The following is an 18,231-nucleotide window of genomic DNA, read 5'->3' as shown; positions in this document are numbered from 1 at the left end:
ACCTAAAAAATCACATTTGTACAGCTTAGCATAAAGCTAATTAAAACAAGATACAAAAATCAATCGACATCTATGCCACTTTCACGCATTTTCGCAATTTTGTAACGCAAGGTTCTCGGGCTAATGCCCAGCGTATCAGCAACCACTTTACGTTTGCCATTCGCATCCACCAACGCTTGCGCAATAATACGGAATTCGTGTTGTTGAACACCTTTGCCTAAAATCGACGCGGCGCTGTCTTCTTCCACAACTGCCTCGGTCGCAACCGGCGTGAGGCTCATCATATCAAACGCAATATGATCCTCATTGATTTGTGCATTGGGGCTTAATATTAAAGCGCGCTGAATCACGTTGTCTAATTCACGCACATTACCAGGCCAAGGGTGAGATTCCAGCTTACTCTGAGCAGACGGTTTTAAAACAGCCCCCACGATACGCATTTTAGCGGCGTGCTTTGCCAACAAATGTTGCGCAATGGGAAGAATATCGCCTTTTCTTTCACGAATAGGCTGCCAGCGAAGAGGAAACACATTTAAACGGTAATACAAATCCTCCCTGAAACCACCTTCACGAACATAATCTGCAAGATCTCGGTTGGTGGTCGCAATGATACGCACATCCAAAGGTATCGACTTTTTACCACCAAGGCGCTCTACTTCTTGCTCTTGGAGCACACGAAGCAACTTAGCTTGCAAGCCAACATCCATTTCAGTAATTTCATCCAACAGCAAGGTTCCACCATTGGCTTGCTCGAACTTACCCGCCTGTGAAGAAATCGCGCCTGTATAAGCGCCTTTTTCATAACCGAATAAAATAGCTTCCAGCATATTTTCTGGGATGGCTGCGCAGTTAATCGCCACGAAAGGTGCATTTGGACGACTTGAATTCTGATGAATGTAGTGAGCAAGCACCTCTTTACCCGTTCCACTTTCACCACAAATCAATACTGTCGAATCGGTTACAGCGACACGCTTTGCCAATTCAAGCAAAGCAATACTTGATGGGTCTTTTGCTATCGGCTGAAGACTAACTGCTGGGGCTGCTTTTACCGTGTACTTAGCGATCGCATTAAGCAGTTCCTCTTCCTGAAATGGCTTTAAAAGGTAATCAACCGCACCATCTCGCATCGCTTCCACTGCATGAGCAATATCGCCATACGCCGTCATCAGCATAATAGGCAACTCGGAGTAGGTGTCGATGACATGATGCAACAAACCGTATCCATCCATGCCAGGCAAATTTACATCAGACACCACCATATCAAAGACCGCATGCTTTAACGCAATAATGGCCTCTTCGGCGCTGTAAACCACCTTGCATTGATAACTTGCCAGCATCAGCGTGTCTTCCAGCGCCTCTGCAAGCCCTTTGTCATCTTCAACAATTAATAACTTTACATCAGACATTTCATACCCTTACAAGAGGTAACGTAAAACTGGCTGTCGTTCCAGTTCCCTCTATACTGTCTATTTCAAATTGACCATGATGAGCCCGAGCGATGGCTTTCACAACCATCAAACCCAACCCAGTGCCATGCTGTTTTGTTGTCACAAAACCTTCTTGCACATGTTCTAGCTGCGCTTTAGACATCCCTTCACCACGGTCCTTAAATAACAACGTCAAAAAACCATGACTGTTTCGCCAATGCAACTGAACCAAACCACCCTCAGACTGCGCATCGACCGCATTATTTACAAGGTTTAATAATGCCCCTAATAATGTTTCTTTATTGCACTGAATACAATCCGTTGCCGAAAATGTCGCCCCTGAGGCGTCAAACTGCATGTTTTTTTGGTCGCAAATTTCTTTACTTTGATCTGTCAGCTCCCTAATGAAGGCTGAGACACTGACCGTTTCATCCAGTTTTATTTCACTGCGAGAAAATATCAACATATCACGTATTTGCTTTTCAATATTGGCCAGTCTATCCACTAATTTATTCGCAAACGTTTGTCGCATCACCGGAGCCAAATCCGGCTTTTGCAAATGACCAGCATATAAGGTTGCAGAAGACAAAGGAGTTCGAATCTGATGCGCTAACGCCGCTACCATTTTCCCCATATTCGACAGGCGCTCATGATGGCTCAATTTTTTCTGCAATAAATAGGCTTCCGTTAAATCCACCAAAATAACCAACTGTCCCGGCACATTCCCCAATGAAGCAGTTTCAACACGGACACGACGCCCCGTCACCATACTCACATCGTGTCCATCGTCTTTTTGAGGACGAAAGCTCAACGGAACAATGGTTCCCCAAGATTGACCAACCAAAGGCACATTGAATAAGCGGTCAGCGACAGGGTTAGCCATGACAACCACCCCTTCTTCATTTAATAACAACACTCCGACCGGCATCGACTCGAAAAGCTGCTGAAACTGCAACACCAACACTCGATTTTTATCTTGCTCTTGGCGCTTATCTTGCTCAGATTTTTCCAGCTGATCGTATAATCGAGTGACTTCTTGCTGCAGGTCTAAGTACGATTTGGCTAACGCATCAGACGACTCAGAAAACGTCTTAAATGCGGCTTTCAACTCCGCAATTTCTTCATCTTTTGTCACTAAAACTCCGATTTATCAATATTATAGCGACGCATTTTTTCAATCAGCGTGGTTCGTTGTATCTGTAAGTTTTGCGCGGCTTTTGAAACCACACCCTGAGTAGACACTAAAGCTTGGCGGATGAGAAGTGCTTCTAAATGACGAACGTGTAAATTTAAATTCACCCCAGAAGCCTGAGGAAATGTGTGCAGCTGTTTGATTTCTTTTAATATCGAAGAAAGCGATTGCGATCGCCAAGGAAGGGGGCAAAACCAGACATTAAAATCACCGACAATATCCATGCCCGAACGCAAAGAAATGATGGGAATCATTTCATCCAATTCAAACGACTCTATTGCTTTGCCCAACACAACAAAATCAGGCAAAGAAATCGAAGTCAATGATGCACTATGTTCAATACCAATAAACGTCAAAATGCTGGAAACGCTTGCCGCTTCTTCATCATCCAACCCACATAACCAAGCCTTCACAACGCCACCTCAACCTCAAAAACAACCAATATTCACCATTACGTTATTATAATGCGTTGATATCCTTCACTTTCAAGAGCAGCACGCCATTTATACGTTAATATAAGACTATAACGCTGAAAGCAATTCATCAAATTGAGATTGAGCCTCCTCACCGCTGTCACACCATGACAAGGTGGTTAACAAAGGCGCAGGAAGCATAGCCGACAAGGTTGCCACATTTTCCTCAAAAAAAGGCATTTTTTCTGGTCCGGTATTCGCTACCCAGCCAGCTAAGATCAAACCATCGCGCGCAATCGCCTCCGCCGTTAACACAGCGTGATTCAAACAGCCCAATTTCATGTTTACAACCAGAATGACAGGAAACCCCAAAGACTTAGCCACATCCGACAACATTTCTCTATCATTTAACGGCACTCGCCAGCCACCAGCACCTTCAACCAATGCCAACTCATGAGGCATTAATAACGCCCCTTTAATATAGCCTTCTAAACGAGAAGCCGTGACCAACCTTCCTTCTTGAATCGCTGCAATGTGCGGAGCTACAGCCGCTTCTAACACCACTGGATTTACCTGTTCATAGGGTAAAGAGACGCTGTTCGCAGCTTGAATCAACAAGGCATCATCATTTCGTAATTTCCCTTCAATAGAAACAGCCCCTGCCGCAATAGGCTTAAGCCCTAACGATTTCACCCCTGCGCGTTTCGCCGCATTCAACAACCCAACGGTGACATAAGTTTTACCGGCATCGGTATCTGTGCCAGTAACAAAAAAACGTTTTTTCACTGATTACTCCGGAGTATCCATCATTTTTGAGCAACAACAAAAGCAACCTGATAACTAAGGGGAATACCTAAATCAGTCTTTTGTTTTGAATATTCGTGTAAGAAACACTTCCACACGCTAGGTGACATTGTACTTGGCGAATCTGACGCAATCAGGCTTGCACCGACTTTTTTTAGAGAATCAATTGCCTCTTCTGCAGAAGCGAACCACATAGGCACACGCGACAATTCGGCGCTAGAAATACGCCAACCTGAGGCAGACACGCACTCCAACAACGCTGCAATAGACATATATTGATGAACATGCTCTTTATCGTCCAAGGCACTCCATGCTTGGCGAATTTCAGGCATGGAATCTTGCGATAATGTTGAAAAAATCACATAGCCACCCGGTTTAGTGACACGGTAAAGTTCCTCGAACAGAGCCTCCGGCGCCAAACACCACTGAATGGCAAGACTCGAAAACACCACATCGCACGAGGAGGACTGAAATGGCAACTGCTCAGCATCAGCACACACAAATTGAATATTTTCCAAAGAAGAGGAGCGCGTTCTGGCAACAGACAACATCTGTGCAGAAAGATCTAAAGCGACACAGGATGTTGGCTGAAACACACTAGATAGCGACGCCAATGCTTGCCCAGTTCCCGTACCAAGGTCTACTACCACATCGGCAGGTTGCGTAGGCAACAATGACAGCAAGCGCTCTAAAACAATGCGCTGAAATTCTGCATAGGAGTCGTAAGATTGTGAAGCACGGTCGAAACGTCTAGCCAGCTGTTTTTTATAACCAAACGCAGGCAAATCATGGGGTATTAGCATCAATAAAGCTTTCTATCTGCTGCACACAAGTGTCTTCATCTTCAATGAAAGACTGGTGCGCACAATGGGGTAAAACAACGCATTGTTGTAAAGGGTTTACATCAGTTTGTTGCGTGACAGTTTCAGCAGAAACCAACCTATCCTTACCGCCCAATAGGTGCAAATTGGGCAGATCCAAAAGCGACCATTCACGACGAACATCAAGCGATTTAAGAAGACGCAACCCACCCACTAATGCTGAGCGGTTTAACGTATTGATGGGTAAGAATGACTGCAATTGCTTAATAAGAGCCCTCTCATTTTTCGCGCCTTTCGCCTGAAGCATTACAAAACGCTGAAGCCCTTGCTCTGGTGACGTGTCGACTAAAGATGAAAAAGCCTCGAAGTCATCAACCGACATACCATTTGGCCAGTTTTCTCGCTGAATAAAGCTTGGGGAAGCCGACAAAGTCACTAGACCTAACACCTGACTTGAACGACGCGCCGCAACATAAACCGACACCATGCCACCCAAAGACCAACCAATCCACCATGCGTCTGCAGGTGCAACGTCGATCAATTGCTCAGACAACGCATCAATGTCGTAATTCGGCCCAATGCGAGAACGAGAGATCCACTGTTCATCGAGAGAGACGCCCGGCAAATTTGCTATTACTACATAAAAACGCTGACTCAATCGTAAAGCAAAAGCACGCATCACTTCTTTTGGCATTGCCCAGCCGGATACCAAAAAAATGGCTTGGTCAGACGGATTCCCAAAAGCTTCGGTTTCTATACGTGCTCGCATGCTGTCCCTCTATTACTGTGAATTTAACGTGTTGCGTTTGAAAGTTTCGCAGTCAAAACTTTTTCGAGTGAATCGCATAATAACACTAAATCCGCATCAGAGTGGGCAGCACTTAATGTAATTCTCAAGCGCGCACTACCCGCAGGTACGGTCGGAGGACGAATCGCAGTACACCAGATTCCAAGAGCCTTTAATTGCTCACTCAGACGAATGGCCGATTTGCTATCACCAATAACAATAGGTTGAATGGCGGTATTCGAAGGCATCAACGCCACTGGCAGGGACTTGACTCGTTGCCTGAAATACGCGACGTGCTCAGCCAATCGTGCTCTCCGCTCCTCACCTTCATCCGACTGAATAATCTGCAAGGAAGCCAACGTCGCTCCCGCCATTGCGGGTGACATAGCGGTAGTATAAACATAAGGACGCGCAAATTGCGTAAGGTAATCCGCAAAATCATGAGACGTAGCCACAAAAGCCCCGGCGGTTCCAAACGCCTTGCCAAATGTCCCTACTAAAATGGGCATCGTCTGCGCATTCAAACCGGCTAGCGACATACAGCCTCGACCAGCGTCACCCAAACACCCAAGCCCATGAGCATCATCCACCATCAACATCCAATCATGGCGAGCGGCCAAAGCAGACAAGTCAGCAAGAGGCGCCACATCACCATCCATGCTGAACACACCATCCGTCACCAATAACCCGGAATCACTCGACTTAGAAAGCAGTTTTTCAGCACTTTTTACATCCCCATGCAAATAACGGCGTAACGGTGCTTGCGCCAATAACGCACCATCAATCAACGAAGCGTGATTGAGCTTATCTTGCACAACAGGGCGATGCTTACCAGTCAGCGCTGAAATCACGCCGAGGTTTGCCATATAACCAGTACTAAACAGCATGACTCGCTCATAACCAAGCCAGTCAGCTAGCGCCTCTTCCAGCATTTGGTGGGGCGTTAAATGCCCACACACCAAATGCGAAGAACCGCCACCCACACCATAAACTTGCGCGGTATCATTCATCGCAGCAATCAGTTTAGGGTGATTGGCCAACCCAAGGTAATCGTTCGAACAAAAAGCCGTAAAATTTTGGGAGTGGATCTGGGTATGAGGTACTTGAGCGCTATTAAGCGTCATTGTTTGACGCATTAAATCGTGCTGGCGACGCTCATCCAGCGCCGCCAATACCCAATCAGGCGTATTAAACGCTGGCTTCATAAAACAACTTAGACTCTTCTTGTTTTATCGCTTGCGCAGCAATGGCTTCCGCCACGGCTTCATCCGAGTGCTCTTCTCGCTTTTCAGGATTAATACCCAAATTCGCAAATAAAGCCATGTCTTTGTCCGCTTCTGGGTTACCTGTTGTTAGCAGCTTTTCCCCATAGAATATTGAGTTCGCGCCCGCCATGAAGCACAAAGCTTGCGTTTGCTCATTCATACCCTGACGGCCTGCCGATAATCGCACATGAGATTTAGGCATCAATATACGCGCCACCGCAATCGTTCGAATGAACTCAAACGTATCAAGATCCTCCACATTCTCCAGCGGAGTTCCCTCTACTTTGACCAACATATTGATTGGCACACTTTCCGGATGTGGTGTCATTTGAGAAAGTTGACGCAGCAGACCCACTCGGTCTTTTTGCTCTTCGCCCATTCCCATAATACCGCCGCAACAAAGCTTGATCCCAGAATCACGAACACGGGAAAGCGTATCTAAACGGTCTTGATAAGAACGTGTGGTAATGATGCTGTCGTAGAACTCTGCAGACGTATCCAAATTGTGATTGTAATAATCCAATCCCACATCCGACAAACGTTTCGCTTGTTCATCATTTAAAGTACCCAGCGTCACACACGACTCCAGACCTAGGGATTTCACCCCTTTAATCATTTCCAATACATATGGAAAGTCTTTTTCAGAAGGATGCTTCCACGCCGCTCCCATACAAAAACGGCTCGCGCCTTTTTCTTTGGCCAAAGCCGCTTCTTCAAGCACCTTTTGCACTTCCATTAACTTTTCTTTTTCAAGTTCCGTATTATAGTGACCACTCTGTGGACAATATTTGCAGTCTTCAGGGCAAGCGCCTGTTTTTATCGACAACAACGTACTAACTTGCACTTCATTTGGTGCAAAATTTTCTCTATGGACGGTCTGAGCACGAAACATTAAATCCATAAAAGGCAAATCAAAAAGCGCTTTTATTTCGGTTTGAGTCCAATCAAAGCGCGGCTGAGCGGCACTGATTGGTGTGTTTTGAGACATACTTAGAGACATGACACCCTCGATCCAATAGATTTGATGGAGCAATACTAATGGACTGGAAAAAACTGTCAACCAGAAAAATACGCTCGGTTTACAAGTGTTTATTTTTAAATCGATGCTACCTTTGCCATGCCAGTAGTCCGCACACGCTCTGTCATTACTGCCAAAAAGGCCTCCCTAACAACAATAGACATTGCTGCCAATGCAAGCGCCCCACACATTCCCCCAATATTTTATGTGGACAATGTCAGACATCAGCGCCTGCGTACCATACCTGCATCGCGCCGTATCGGTTTGAAGGCATCATCAAAACACTCATTCACAGCATCAAATTCAATCAAGGCAACCATTACATTCGACCACTTACTGATTTGCTCGGTGAGCATGTAATAGCGTCATACAACACCGGAAACTGGCCAGACCAAATCATTTACGTACCAAGCCATGCGAGTCGAATCAAAGAACGTGGCTTTTGCCAAACCCAAAAAATGGCGCACCTATTAGTCAAAAAGCTCCAACAGCAAGCCAACATTCAATGCCCAACTCTACCAAAGAACAACCCACTCAAAAAAAGCAAAAACACTCAAGCCCAGCACACATTGAGCCGAAAGGAACGTCTGCGAAACCCACAAAACAGCTATTATATCGATGGCGCTATTGCCAAACATGTCGCACTCTTTGACGACATCATGACAACTGGGAGCACGATTGAAAGCTGCACAAAACAACTGCTTGATGCCGGCGCTGAACGCGTTGATATTTGGCTAATAGCCCGAACGCCCGACAAAGAGCAGCAAGGATAAAAATCCAGCGGTCTAGCCATCTTCTTAACCATTGTTTAGTATGCTGCCAACAAAACAATGGTTAAGATCATGAAAACACAACAAGAGTACCTAGACTTAGACAAGCAATTACTGTGGCACCCTTACACATCCATGAGTCACCCAAGCCCTCACTTTCTGGTCGAAAAAGCCGCTCAGTGTGAAATAACACTAAGCAACGGAAAAACACTGGTAGATGGCATGTCCTCATGGTGGAGCGTGATTCATGGCTACAACCACCCAACCATAAACGCCGCTATTCAAGAGCAACTGTCGCAATTTTCTCATGTCATGTTTGGTGGATTGACACACAAACCTGCGATCGAACTTGCCGAAAAACTCATCGCAATGACACCCCGCGATTTGCAGCGCGTTTTCTTTTCCGACTCTGGCTCAGTATCCGTAGAAGTTGCCCTAAAAATGGCAATCCAGTACTGGAATACCCAAGGCAAACCTAATAAACAATTTTTTGTCACCCCCAAAAGCGGCTACCACGGAGACACCTTTGCAGCCATGTCCGTGTGCGATCCAGAAAACGGAATGCATAATTTATTTACCGGAGCGCTGACCCGACAGCACTTCGTTTCGCCGCCGCCAACAGGGATTCATGATCCCGTTAAGCGTGAATATTTAGAAGAAATTCGCCACACATTTCAAACACACCATCAACACATAGCGGGGTTTATCATAGAGCCCGTTGTGCAAAACGCTGGCGGCATGCGTTTCTACAATCCAGCTTATCTTGATCACATTAGAACGCTGTGTGATGAATTCGATATCTTGCTAATTTTTGATGAAATTGCCACAGGCTTTGGCCGCACAGGCAAACCTTTCGCAACCGACCACACCAACATTTGCCCCGACATTATGTGTGTTGGCAAAGCATTGACCGGCGGTTATATGACTCTTGCCGCCACATTAACCAACAACAAAGTCGCACTGGGCATCAGCCAAGAAGGCGGCGTGTTTATGCATGGCCCAACATTTATGGGTAATCCACTCGCTTGTGCTGCCGCTAATGCCAGCTTGTCCTTATTGAATCAATACGACATTGTCGAACACATTTCCCAACTCGAAACATGGATGAAAGAAGCGCTGTCGCCTTGCGAACAATTAAAGCAAGTTAAGGAAGTTCGATGTCTTGGTGCCATCGGAGTTGTTGAACTCAATAACTCCGTAAGTTTGCATGAAATACAGCCCAAATTCGTTGAACTTGGCGTTTGGATTCGCCCATTTGGAAAACTTATTTACCTCATGCCACCTTACATCATTACTCAAAAGCAAATTAACAAGCTGGCCGAGGCCATTTACAAAGTAGCCAGTGAAGAAGCCATTTAACACCATCCAGACAAAAAAGCGCCTTGAGTGCGTGTCACTCAAGGCGCTTTTTTGTTTAACAATCACTTAACCAGCGAACATTCACTTAACCAGTGAGCATTCCACCTCAAAAAGACTACTGTTTCATGCGCTCTGCAAGGTTACCTTGCTCATAAGCCTCTTCTTCAATGTGGCTAATATTGATTACGATATTTTCCGCCCTTTCGATGCTATTAATGCTCAACGCATCGACTTCTTGCATCTTATCATTCAGGTCACGAGCCACACTGGCCTGCTCTTCTGAAGAGACATTAATTTGCGCTGTCATGGCCACTACTTGCTTGATCGCCATTTCAATATCGCTCATTTTTTGAGCCACTTTATTCACACTATCCACACCTTCTTGAGCAACTGCCGTGCCTTTGTCGATGGTGTTGGTAACATCCAGTGTGTTTTTCTTCAATTCTTCCGTCATGCTATGGATACTTTGCGTCGCGTTTTGGGTACGAATCGCCAACGCACGCACTTCATCCGCCACGACAGCAAAGCCTCGTCCGGCCTCTCCTGCACGAGCAGATTCAATGGCTGCATTCAATGCCAGCAAATTGGTTTGCTCTGCAATACCACTAATGGAACTTACCACTTCATTAATGCTGTCACTGCGCTCCGCCAATATCGCAACCACTTTTTTTGCATCAGATATGTCTTGATACACTTGGCGCATTGTCTCACCCGTTTGCTGAGCCAACAGACGACTCTCGCGAGACACACCTCCTACCGACTCCGTTGCCTCCACGGCCACATGAACGTGTTCCGCCACATGAGTCACGCTGGACAATAACTGAGAACTTGCTGCGACCACTTCCTGAAAAGTATTTCGCTGCTTATTAAAGTTAGCCAAATTAGTGGTCACACTGGCTTTGGCCTCTGATGCACGCTGACGCAATTGCCCAGCGCCCTCTTTCAAACGATATCGAAACGTATTTCCAGCGGCTTCTTGGTGAATCTTAGCAAATTTAATCGCTGCTTTTGTCCCGACCGTTTTACAGTACAAGTATTGACCGATAGGATTCTGAGATTCGGCGGATAAACCAGACACCACAGAGGCCAAAGATTGTCGTTGATGATTAGAAAGCAACACACCCAGTAACGCCAAGATAGGACCAATCACTTGCAATGCCAACACATTCGACAACAAACACGCCACAGCAAGCAGTACAAAACATGCCATTAAAGGCCAAGAAGCGTTCGCCAAATGCGCCGTTGTTTTTGTGACTGCAGGCACCAAACCTTTACCCGCATTAATGCGGTCATAGACAGACTGAGCGTGTTGAATTTCATCGCGTGTCGCTTTACGACGAACCGATTCATACCCAATAACGTTACTGCCATCCAATAATGGACTTACATGAGCACTCACCCAATAATGATCGCCATTCGCACAACGGTTTTTCACCAAGCCCATCCAGCTTTTACCCTGCTTGAGATTAGCCCACATATCCGCAAACACGGCTGGCGGCACATCAGGGTGACGGATCACGTTATGAGGCGCGCCAATCAAAGCGTCACGCTCATAACCTGCTACCTCACAGAAAACATCATTAACAAACGTAATACGTCCTTTAACATCCGTACTGGAAACCAAAACATAGCTTTCAGGAAAGTCATTCTCTTTATTTGTTACTGGCATTTTTCGCATAAAATAGCTCTCGATCCATTCGTTTATTTCGCCACCTATGATCTGCGTGGCTTCTTATTATGTATAAAGACAATCAAAATACACCAGTATTGGCCTATTCGTCATCAAAATCTCGGTAGGCATCCGGCGCTAAATCCTCAAAACGCGTGTATTTGCCCACAAACGCTAAGCGACAAGTACCAATGGGGCCGTTACGCTGCTTACCGATGATGATCTCGGCAATCCCCTTATGCGGCGTATCTTCATGATAAACTTCATCACGATAGACAAACGAAATCACATCCGCATCCTGCTCGATCGCTCCAGATTCACGCAAGTCAGAGTTTACAGGGCGCTTATTTGGTCGATTCTCCAAACTCCGGTTCAACTGTGACAATGCCACCATAGGGCACTCCATTTCTTTGGCGATGGCTTTTAGCGATCGAGATATTTCAGAAATTTCGTTGGTTCGCCCCTCGGTGAAACCAGGAATCTGCATCAATTGAAGGTAATCGACCATGATTAATGCCACCCCACCGTGTTCACGAGCAATACGACGAACACGCGAACGCATTTCTGTCGGGCTGATACCGCCAGTATCATCGATAAACAGCTTGCGATCTTTGAGCATTTTGACGGCTGACATTAACTTGTCCCAATCCTCTTGAATCAACTGACCTGAGCGCATACGCGTTTGATCGATACGGCCAAGAGAAGACAGCATACGCATCATAAGCGACTCCGCTGGCATCTCCAGACTGAATACAATCACAGGCTTTTCACTGATCATGGCGGCATTTTCCACCAAGTTCATCGCAAACGTTGTTTTACCCATAGAAGGACGACCGGCCACGATAACCAAATCCGAAGGCTGTAAACCCGCCGTCATGGCATCAAGATCGGTAAAGCCAGTACTCAGCCCCGTTATCGCACCTTCTTGATGATACAGTTCATCGATTTTATCTACGGTAGCACTTAGAATATCAGCGGCAATGCGTGGCCCGCCTTTTTTGTCTCCACCCTCTGCAATCTGAAATATTTTTCGTTCGGCTTCATCCAACACTTCGGCAGCCGTCATTCCTTCAGGGTGAAACGCTCTAGCCGAAATATCGTTTGTGGTTGAAATCAAACGACGCAGAATAGATCGCTCACGAACAATGTCTGCGTATGCGGCAATATTTGATGCGCTTGGAGTCGCTTCTGCCACTTCAATCAAATAAGCCATTCCACCAATGGACTCTAAATCGCCTCGTTTATCTAATCGCTCCCCTATAGTCACCACGTCAATAGGTTCTGACTCATCAGCCAAACGAGCAATTACAGTAAAAATTGCCTTATGCTCTGGTCGATAAAAGTCATCGGCAATCACAAGCTCAGAGACTTTCTCCCAAGCTTGCGGATCCAGCATTAAGCCGCCAACAACAGAACGTTCAGCCTCAATGGAATACGGTGGTAATTTAATAGAAGCGACTTCAGAATCATTTAGTTGCACGCAAAATACCCATACAAAAACAGAAAAAATAGTGGAGGATTAGCTTAGCACGCCCGAAAAAAAGGGCATCTTGCAATAGCAAGATACCCTTCTCTTATTTGAGAAAGACTTACGACTTTCTCAAGCAATTTGTCGAAACAAATTACTCAGCGATTACAGCCAAAGTAACAGTTACAACCACTTCAGAATGAAGTTGGATGTCTACTTCGAAAGAACCAGTGTGACGAATTGCGCCTTCAGGAAGACGAATTTCCGCTTTCTCTACCGCTACTTCAGCAGAAATAGCCTCAGCGATGTCACGAGTGCCGATAGAACCGAAAAGCTTACCTTCATCACCAGCGTTTGCCGCGATAGTGAAAGTTTTGCCTTCTAGTGTCAAAGCACGAGCTTCAGCAGCAACTTTACGTTCAGCCGCTTTCGCTTCAAGTTCAACACGACGCTCTTCAAAGCTAGCCAAGTTAGCTTTAGTCGCCATTACCGCTTTTTTGTTCGGAATCAAAAAGTTACGAGCATAGCCTGGTTTAACAACTGCAACGTCACCAATACCGCCTAGCTTGTTTACTTTGTCGAGTAGAATAACTTCCATCTCGATCACCTCTAATTAATCATTAGCTATCACTTGAGTTGGACGCCTTACCTTGGATTCTGGAACGGATATCTACAAAACTGTCGATCACACAAAGTGCCACCAAAATATTTGCAAAATACACATTCAAAACAAAAAATCCCACAAGATAAAATGCGATCAGTCCAACAACCCCAATTTCTTTCTTTGCTAAAACACCATGTACTAGAGCAAGCCCCGGCAACACTAAAGCAGGTATAGCGGCTTGAGAAAGAACAATAAAGGATCCGCCTAAGCTCTCTCCTATAAGAATCATTCCACCCAATACCAGACTAAATGCGATTGGCAATCTTAGCTGATGAAACTCCGCACGTAAGCCGCCCGGATTGTAGAGCCCTGCCTGCCACTTCCTCGCCAAAAACAAAGAAATAACCGCAATTACCACTTGGAAAATGGATATAGCCATTACCGCCTGGTTAAAAATCACGCTTTGATCAGGAACATCAACCCCTTCCGAAGACAAGACCCTCTGAACCAGCGAAACCGCCAAATTCAAAACATCCGCCATCAAAACGGGTTGGAGCAATGTACTGACTACCGCCAAAAAGCTGCCAGCCAATAACACCCAACTCCACGACATCGTTGACCTAAGCAAATAGCTCAACAACATCACATCAACCAACACCATGAGTGCCGTTGCATCTCCTTGAATTACCCACAAAACTAATGCTGGTAGGCAACCCCAGGCCAATACAGGTATTCCTTCTTTTACACCTTTACGAAGCACCACCAATCCAAGGATTGCGGCCGCTAGCCAAAACATCATGGGAATGAGGCCAAACACCATTACACCAATAATGGCATTAAGGCGTTTATTCATTACCCATTTAGCTAAACCACCCATAAAAAGCGCTTCTTCAGCCTATTAATTAAAGTGGCTGTCAGTGTAAGGAAGAATAGCAATGTAGCGAGCGCGTTTGATTGCAGTCGCTAGCTGACGCTGGTAACGAGCCTTAGTGCCAGTAATACGGCTAGGTACGATTTTACCAGTTTCAGTGATGTAACCTTTCAGTGTGTCTAGATCTTTGTAATCGATCTCTTTAACGCCTTCTGCTGTAAAACGGCAGAACTTACGACGACGGAAAAAACGAGCCATGAGTGTCTCCTAATAAAAATAAATTAATCTTCAGATTCTTCAGATACTTCGTCAGCATCGTTGTTACGCTCTTCACGCTGAGGAGCAGAACGACGATCTTCACGACCTTCAGAAGCTTTAATAGGAGATACGTCAGTTACCGCATCTTTACGACGAATCACCAAGTTACGGATGATCGCATCGTTGTAGCGGAACGTGTCGTTTAATTCAGACAAAACACTGTCAGAACACTCAATGTTCATAAGAACATAGTGTGCTTTGTGAATTTTGTTAATTGGGTAAGCAAGTTGACGACGGCCCCAATCTTCTAGACGGTGAACTTTACCACCATCTTCAGTGATTAGGTTAGTGTAACGCTCAACCATTGCTGGTACTTGCTCGCTTTGATCTGGGTGAACCAGAAAGACGATTTCATAATGACGCATTTAAGCTCCTTATGGGTTCTTAGTCTCCACGCTTCCCCTGTTAAAAAGCTGTGAGACAAGGAGTATTGATTTACAGGGACGCGCATTATATAGCACGACTGGATAATAAGTAAACGAAATCAACCAAAGTAATGCCTTGCCCGCCAAATTAGAGACAAATCATGCCAAAAAAGGCGATCCCCGATTTAAGTTGTTTTACAGCCTCGAATGAAGGCAATAGAATCGCTTACTTTATTGGCGGTGCGCTATTTACCACCAGCATAGCTTCTATTTAAATATTTCTGTTTAAAGCAAAGAAGACAATCAAAGCATAGAAATGCTCCCTTACCCTCTGGACATATGGAATCCAATCAATGAATGCACAGTCTGATAACACCAAAGCTATTTTTTATGGGCTAGGGGCCGTCTTACTCTGGTCTACGGTTGCCACCGCGTTTTCACTGTCACTAAAGCACTTTTCACCAACCCAATTGCTTTTGGTCGCGAACCTCGTGTCACTGGTGTTTTTAATCTGTCTTATTGTTTTAAAGGGTGAAACCAAACAACTCATTCAGCTTGCCAAACAATCATGGAAATCGTCCCTGTTTTTTGGTGCTATCAACCCTTTTTTATACTATTTAATTTTGCTCCAAGCGTACGACACACTTCCAGCCCAAGAAGCTCAAGTGATTAACTATACATGGGCTATTACTTTGAGTTTTATGGCTGTCCCCATCCTTAAGCAACGCCTTAAAACCGCTGACTACATTGCCGCAGCCGCCTGCTACTTTGGCGTGCTTTACATAGCAACACGCGGACAAATAGGTGCGTTAGAATTTTCAAATGCGTCGGGCGTCGCCTTTGCATTGTTGAGCACCATCATTTGGGCAATGTATTGGCTTTTAAACACCAAAGACACACGCCCAAGCTTAATTGGCCTCACGCTGAATTTTCTCTTTGCTTTGCCTATTATCCTTGTTTACGCCGCCGCCACGGGAGAATTAACACATTGGGACAATGCTGGACTGTGGGGCGCCGTCTATATTGGCTTTTTTGAAATGGGATTGAGTTTTGTTCTATGGAATAAAGCATTGAAACTTACGTCCAACGCCAGCCAGGTGGCCAATTTAATTTTCTTATCGCCATTGCTTTCTATTATTTGGCTCTCGCAGTTCGCTGGCGAACCGATTCTATCGTCTACACTGGTTGGCTTAGCTTGCATACTTATTGGTTTGTTTGTGCAAAACTGGTCTAAAAGAAAAATAAAATAAGACAACAAGGACATTTCATGCCAGCGTTTATCTATTTATTACTGCCTATCCTCTTCTGGTCAGGCAACTACATTCTAGGACGTTTAACCGTCTCCCATGGAATAGACCCTTTCTCCATTTCTTTTCTGCGTTGGAGCCTTGCCTGCCTCATCATTTTACCTTTTTCCTACAAAAAGCTCTGGTTAGAACGCAATATCATTGCAAAAAATTGGCCGTTACTCGTTTTGTTCGGCTGGCTTGGTATTTGCAACTACAATTTATTTTTATACATAGGTCTTACATCCACCACAGTCACAAACGCAGTTTTGCTTAACTCCATTATGCCCGTCATGATCCTCATTACGGCACGCCTATTACTAGGAAGCAAAACATCATGGCTGCAAAATACCGGAATCCTAATCTCCACCTTGGGAGCCATAATCATTGTTAGCCGAGGAAGTTTGGACACATTTTTGCATCTCACTATTCTCAAAAGGAGACCTGTGGATCATCACGGCGGCAGTGAGTTGGGCTATTTATTCCGTCCTTATTATCAAACGCCCGAAAGACATGTCGCTGATTGGATTCTTTGCCTGTACCGCGTTAATCGGCACATTATTTCAAGCCCCTCTTTTCTTCCTGTTCGGAAGCAGTTCGCTTGGCGATTTTACGGTAACAGACTGGTTAGCCATTGTGTACATGGGCATATTTGCTTCAATCGGTGCCTTTTTATGCTGGAATATTGGCATTCAAAAACTCGGTGCGGCTACCGCAGGACACTTTATTCACCTACTGCCTGTTTTTAGCATCACTTTGTCCGTAATATTTCTAGGAGAAAGCCTACTGAGTTTTCATTTCGTTGGCATTACCCTGATTTTTTCAGGCATATTTGTAGCGACCATACTTAATAAAAAAACAGCTAAATAAAAAGCGTCCACAAAACACTTAACCTCGATTACGCGCCATTCGGGTACTGATTAGAATACTTGAAAAAATACACAGCATTCCCAGAATGGCGAAGACATCCGGCACATGCCCCCAGACAGCCCACCCCCAAAAACCACTGAACACAACACCCACATAACTTACCGGCGACACCACACTGGCTGGGGCATAGGTGTACGCCAAATTATACAGATACATCCCCACATACAAAGTCGCCGTTACTACACCAACCCATGGCCAGACATCCATAGGCAATCGTAAAGAATCTCCTTGCAAAAACACCAAGGGAAGAGAAAGAAGCGTCGACACAAAAAAATACACAAACAACGTCTCTTGACCAGACACTTGCTGCGATAACATGCGCGTTGTCACCATCGACAACGCCAAACCGACAGCAGAAACAAAACCAACAAGATGCCAAGGATTTAAATGCGCAGGGGTCGGCTGAATCACAAACGCCACTCCTACAAAGCCTACTATTAAAGGCAACCAACGCGCCTTTGGAATCCGTACACGATGCAATATCAGCACCACAAAAGGCACACACAAAGGAGCACAAGTGCGCAACAATGACGCCTCAACTAAAGGAATATGATTCAAGGACCAGTAATAAAACAGAAAACCAACAAAGCCACCGAAGCTGCGTAGAAAATGGATTTTCCAAACAGATAGTGGCCGCTTCTGCCAGCGCCCACGCATTTGAGGAAGCAGAATCAAAGCGCAAAACACGCTCTGCCAAAAAACCAACGTAGAGACCGCAATCATAGTTTGAGCTTGCTTGGCAGCTAGCGCTGTTAATGACATAACAAACGCATAAGCGATTGTCATGACAATCCCTTTTTTACTAACTCATTATCGTCTGACACACAGCGCTCTTTAAATACAAAGTTGGGAAGATAAAGTGAC

The 18,231-nt window shown here is 45.3% G+C and carries 19 protein-coding genes and 1 pseudogene; 5 read left to right on the top strand and 15 right to left on the bottom strand.

What is annotated here, in order from left to right; translation table 11 throughout:
• Nucleotides 1-59: 59 nt before the first annotated feature.
• The 8 genes from N5P32_RS16715 to bioB all read right to left on the bottom strand — a co-directional run bounded on the left by N5P32_RS16715 (nucleotide 60) and on the right by bioB (nucleotide 7,709).
• Entirely contained in the window at nucleotides 60-1,406 is a 1,347-nt protein-coding gene (locus N5P32_RS16715) for a sigma-54-dependent transcriptional regulator (protein WP_265730152.1), read from the bottom strand.
• A gap of 1 nt (nucleotide 1,407) precedes the next feature.
• Nucleotides 1,408-2,562, bottom strand: a complete 1,155-nt coding sequence (locus tag N5P32_RS16710; protein WP_265730151.1) for a sensor histidine kinase — start codon at nucleotides 2,560-2,562, stop codon at nucleotides 1,408-1,410.
• Nucleotides 2,562-3,032 (bottom strand): helix-turn-helix domain-containing protein, encoded by a 471-nt coding sequence (locus tag N5P32_RS16705; RefSeq protein ID WP_265730150.1) that lies wholly within the window; start codon nucleotides 3,030-3,032, stop codon nucleotides 2,562-2,564. The genes N5P32_RS16710 and N5P32_RS16705 overlap by 1 nt, the downstream gene beginning before the upstream one ends.
• Before the next feature lie 108 nt (nucleotides 3,033-3,140).
• A complete protein-coding gene (gene bioD / locus N5P32_RS16700; protein ID WP_265730149.1) occupies nucleotides 3,141-3,818 on the bottom strand; it encodes a dethiobiotin synthase in 678 nt (225 codons plus the stop codon).
• A 20-nt stretch (nucleotides 3,819-3,838) separates the two neighbouring features.
• Nucleotides 3,839-4,639, bottom strand: coding sequence for a malonyl-ACP O-methyltransferase BioC (gene bioC, locus N5P32_RS16695; protein ID WP_265730148.1), 801 nt, complete (start codon nucleotides 4,637-4,639; stop codon nucleotides 3,839-3,841).
• Nucleotides 4,623-5,426, bottom strand: coding sequence for an alpha/beta fold hydrolase (locus N5P32_RS16690; RefSeq protein WP_265730147.1), 804 nt, complete (start codon nucleotides 5,424-5,426; stop codon nucleotides 4,623-4,625). The genes bioC and N5P32_RS16690 overlap by 17 nt, the downstream gene beginning before the upstream one ends.
• 23 nt (nucleotides 5,427-5,449) lie before the next feature.
• A complete protein-coding gene (bioF, locus tag N5P32_RS16685) occupies nucleotides 5,450-6,649 on the bottom strand; it encodes an 8-amino-7-oxononanoate synthase (RefSeq protein ID WP_265730146.1) in 1,200 nt (399 codons plus the stop codon).
• On the bottom strand, nucleotides 6,633-7,709 hold the full coding sequence (bioB, locus tag N5P32_RS16680) for a biotin synthase BioB (RefSeq protein ID WP_265730145.1): 1,077 nt from the start codon (nucleotides 7,707-7,709) through the stop codon (nucleotides 6,633-6,635). Before bioB ends, bioF begins: the two co-directional genes overlap by 17 nt.
• A gap of 38 nt (nucleotides 7,710-7,747) precedes the next feature.
• Between bioB and N5P32_RS16675 the strand changes: the two genes are divergently transcribed.
• Both N5P32_RS16675 and bioA read left to right on the top strand, forming a co-directional pair.
• Nucleotides 7,748-8,500 (top strand): ComF family protein, encoded by a 753-nt coding sequence (locus N5P32_RS16675; protein ID WP_265730144.1) that lies wholly within the window; start codon nucleotides 7,748-7,750, stop codon nucleotides 8,498-8,500.
• A 69-nt stretch (nucleotides 8,501-8,569) separates the two neighbouring features.
• Complete coding sequence (gene bioA, locus N5P32_RS16670) at nucleotides 8,570-9,856, top strand: adenosylmethionine--8-amino-7-oxononanoate transaminase (protein WP_265730143.1); 1,287 nt, start codon at nucleotides 8,570-8,572, stop codon at nucleotides 9,854-9,856.
• A gap of 115 nt (nucleotides 9,857-9,971) precedes the next feature.
• Here the strand turns inward: bioA and N5P32_RS16665 are convergent, their stop codons facing one another.
• From N5P32_RS16665 to rpsF, 6 genes are all read right to left on the bottom strand, one after another.
• Nucleotides 9,972-11,534, bottom strand: a complete 1,563-nt coding sequence (locus N5P32_RS16665; protein ID WP_265730142.1) for a methyl-accepting chemotaxis protein — start codon at nucleotides 11,532-11,534, stop codon at nucleotides 9,972-9,974.
• 94 nt (nucleotides 11,535-11,628) lie between these two features.
• A complete protein-coding gene (dnaB, locus tag N5P32_RS16660; protein WP_265730141.1) occupies nucleotides 11,629-13,005 on the bottom strand; it encodes a replicative DNA helicase in 1,377 nt (458 codons plus the stop codon).
• 142 nt (nucleotides 13,006-13,147) lie between these two features.
• Entirely contained in the window at nucleotides 13,148-13,591 is a 444-nt protein-coding gene (gene rplI, locus N5P32_RS16655) for a 50S ribosomal protein L9 (RefSeq protein WP_265730140.1), read from the bottom strand.
• Between the two features lie 22 nt (nucleotides 13,592-13,613).
• Entirely contained in the window at nucleotides 13,614-14,474 is an 861-nt protein-coding gene (locus tag N5P32_RS16650; RefSeq protein WP_265730139.1) for a hypothetical protein, read from the bottom strand.
• A gap of 21 nt (nucleotides 14,475-14,495) precedes the next feature.
• Complete coding sequence (gene rpsR, locus N5P32_RS16645) at nucleotides 14,496-14,726, bottom strand: 30S ribosomal protein S18 (protein ID WP_012071134.1); 231 nt, start codon at nucleotides 14,724-14,726, stop codon at nucleotides 14,496-14,498.
• A gap of 23 nt (nucleotides 14,727-14,749) precedes the next feature.
• A complete protein-coding gene (rpsF, locus tag N5P32_RS16640) occupies nucleotides 14,750-15,151 on the bottom strand; it encodes a 30S ribosomal protein S6 (RefSeq protein ID WP_265730138.1) in 402 nt (133 codons plus the stop codon).
• 353 nt (nucleotides 15,152-15,504) lie between these two features.
• Here rpsF and N5P32_RS16635 point away from each other — a divergent pair, with 353 nt between their 5' ends.
• The 3 genes and pseudogenes from N5P32_RS16635 (at nucleotide 15,505) to N5P32_RS16625 (ending at nucleotide 17,307) form a co-directional block, all read left to right on the top strand.
• Nucleotides 15,505-16,401: a DMT family transporter gene (locus N5P32_RS16635; RefSeq protein WP_265730137.1), complete on the top strand. Its 897-nt coding sequence runs from the start codon at nucleotides 15,505-15,507 to the stop codon at nucleotides 16,399-16,401.
• A 17-nt stretch (nucleotides 16,402-16,418) separates the two neighbouring features.
• A pseudogene (locus tag N5P32_RS16630) lies at nucleotides 16,419-16,769 on the top strand (DMT family transporter); the annotation flags it as partial.
• Between the two features lie 55 nt (nucleotides 16,770-16,824).
• Nucleotides 16,825-17,307: a DMT family transporter gene (locus tag N5P32_RS16625; protein WP_265730136.1), complete on the top strand. Its 483-nt coding sequence runs from the start codon at nucleotides 16,825-16,827 to the stop codon at nucleotides 17,305-17,307.
• Between the two features lie 18 nt (nucleotides 17,308-17,325).
• Here the strand turns inward: N5P32_RS16625 and N5P32_RS16620 are convergent, their stop codons facing one another.
• The gene (locus tag N5P32_RS16620) at nucleotides 17,326-18,153 is read right to left on the bottom strand and encodes a DMT family transporter (RefSeq protein WP_265730135.1); all 828 of its coding nucleotides are present in this window, start codon (nucleotides 18,151-18,153) and stop codon (nucleotides 17,326-17,328) included.
• Nucleotides 18,154-18,231 lie beyond the last annotated feature (78 nt).

This window comes from Marinomonas pontica (genome assembly GCF_026191375.1).
In the GTDB taxonomy this organism is placed as follows: domain Bacteria; phylum Pseudomonadota; class Gammaproteobacteria; order Pseudomonadales; family Marinomonadaceae; genus Marinomonas; species Marinomonas pontica.
The sequence above is the reverse complement of the archived record's forward strand: the minus strand, read 5'-3'. Positions and strand labels throughout refer to the sequence as shown.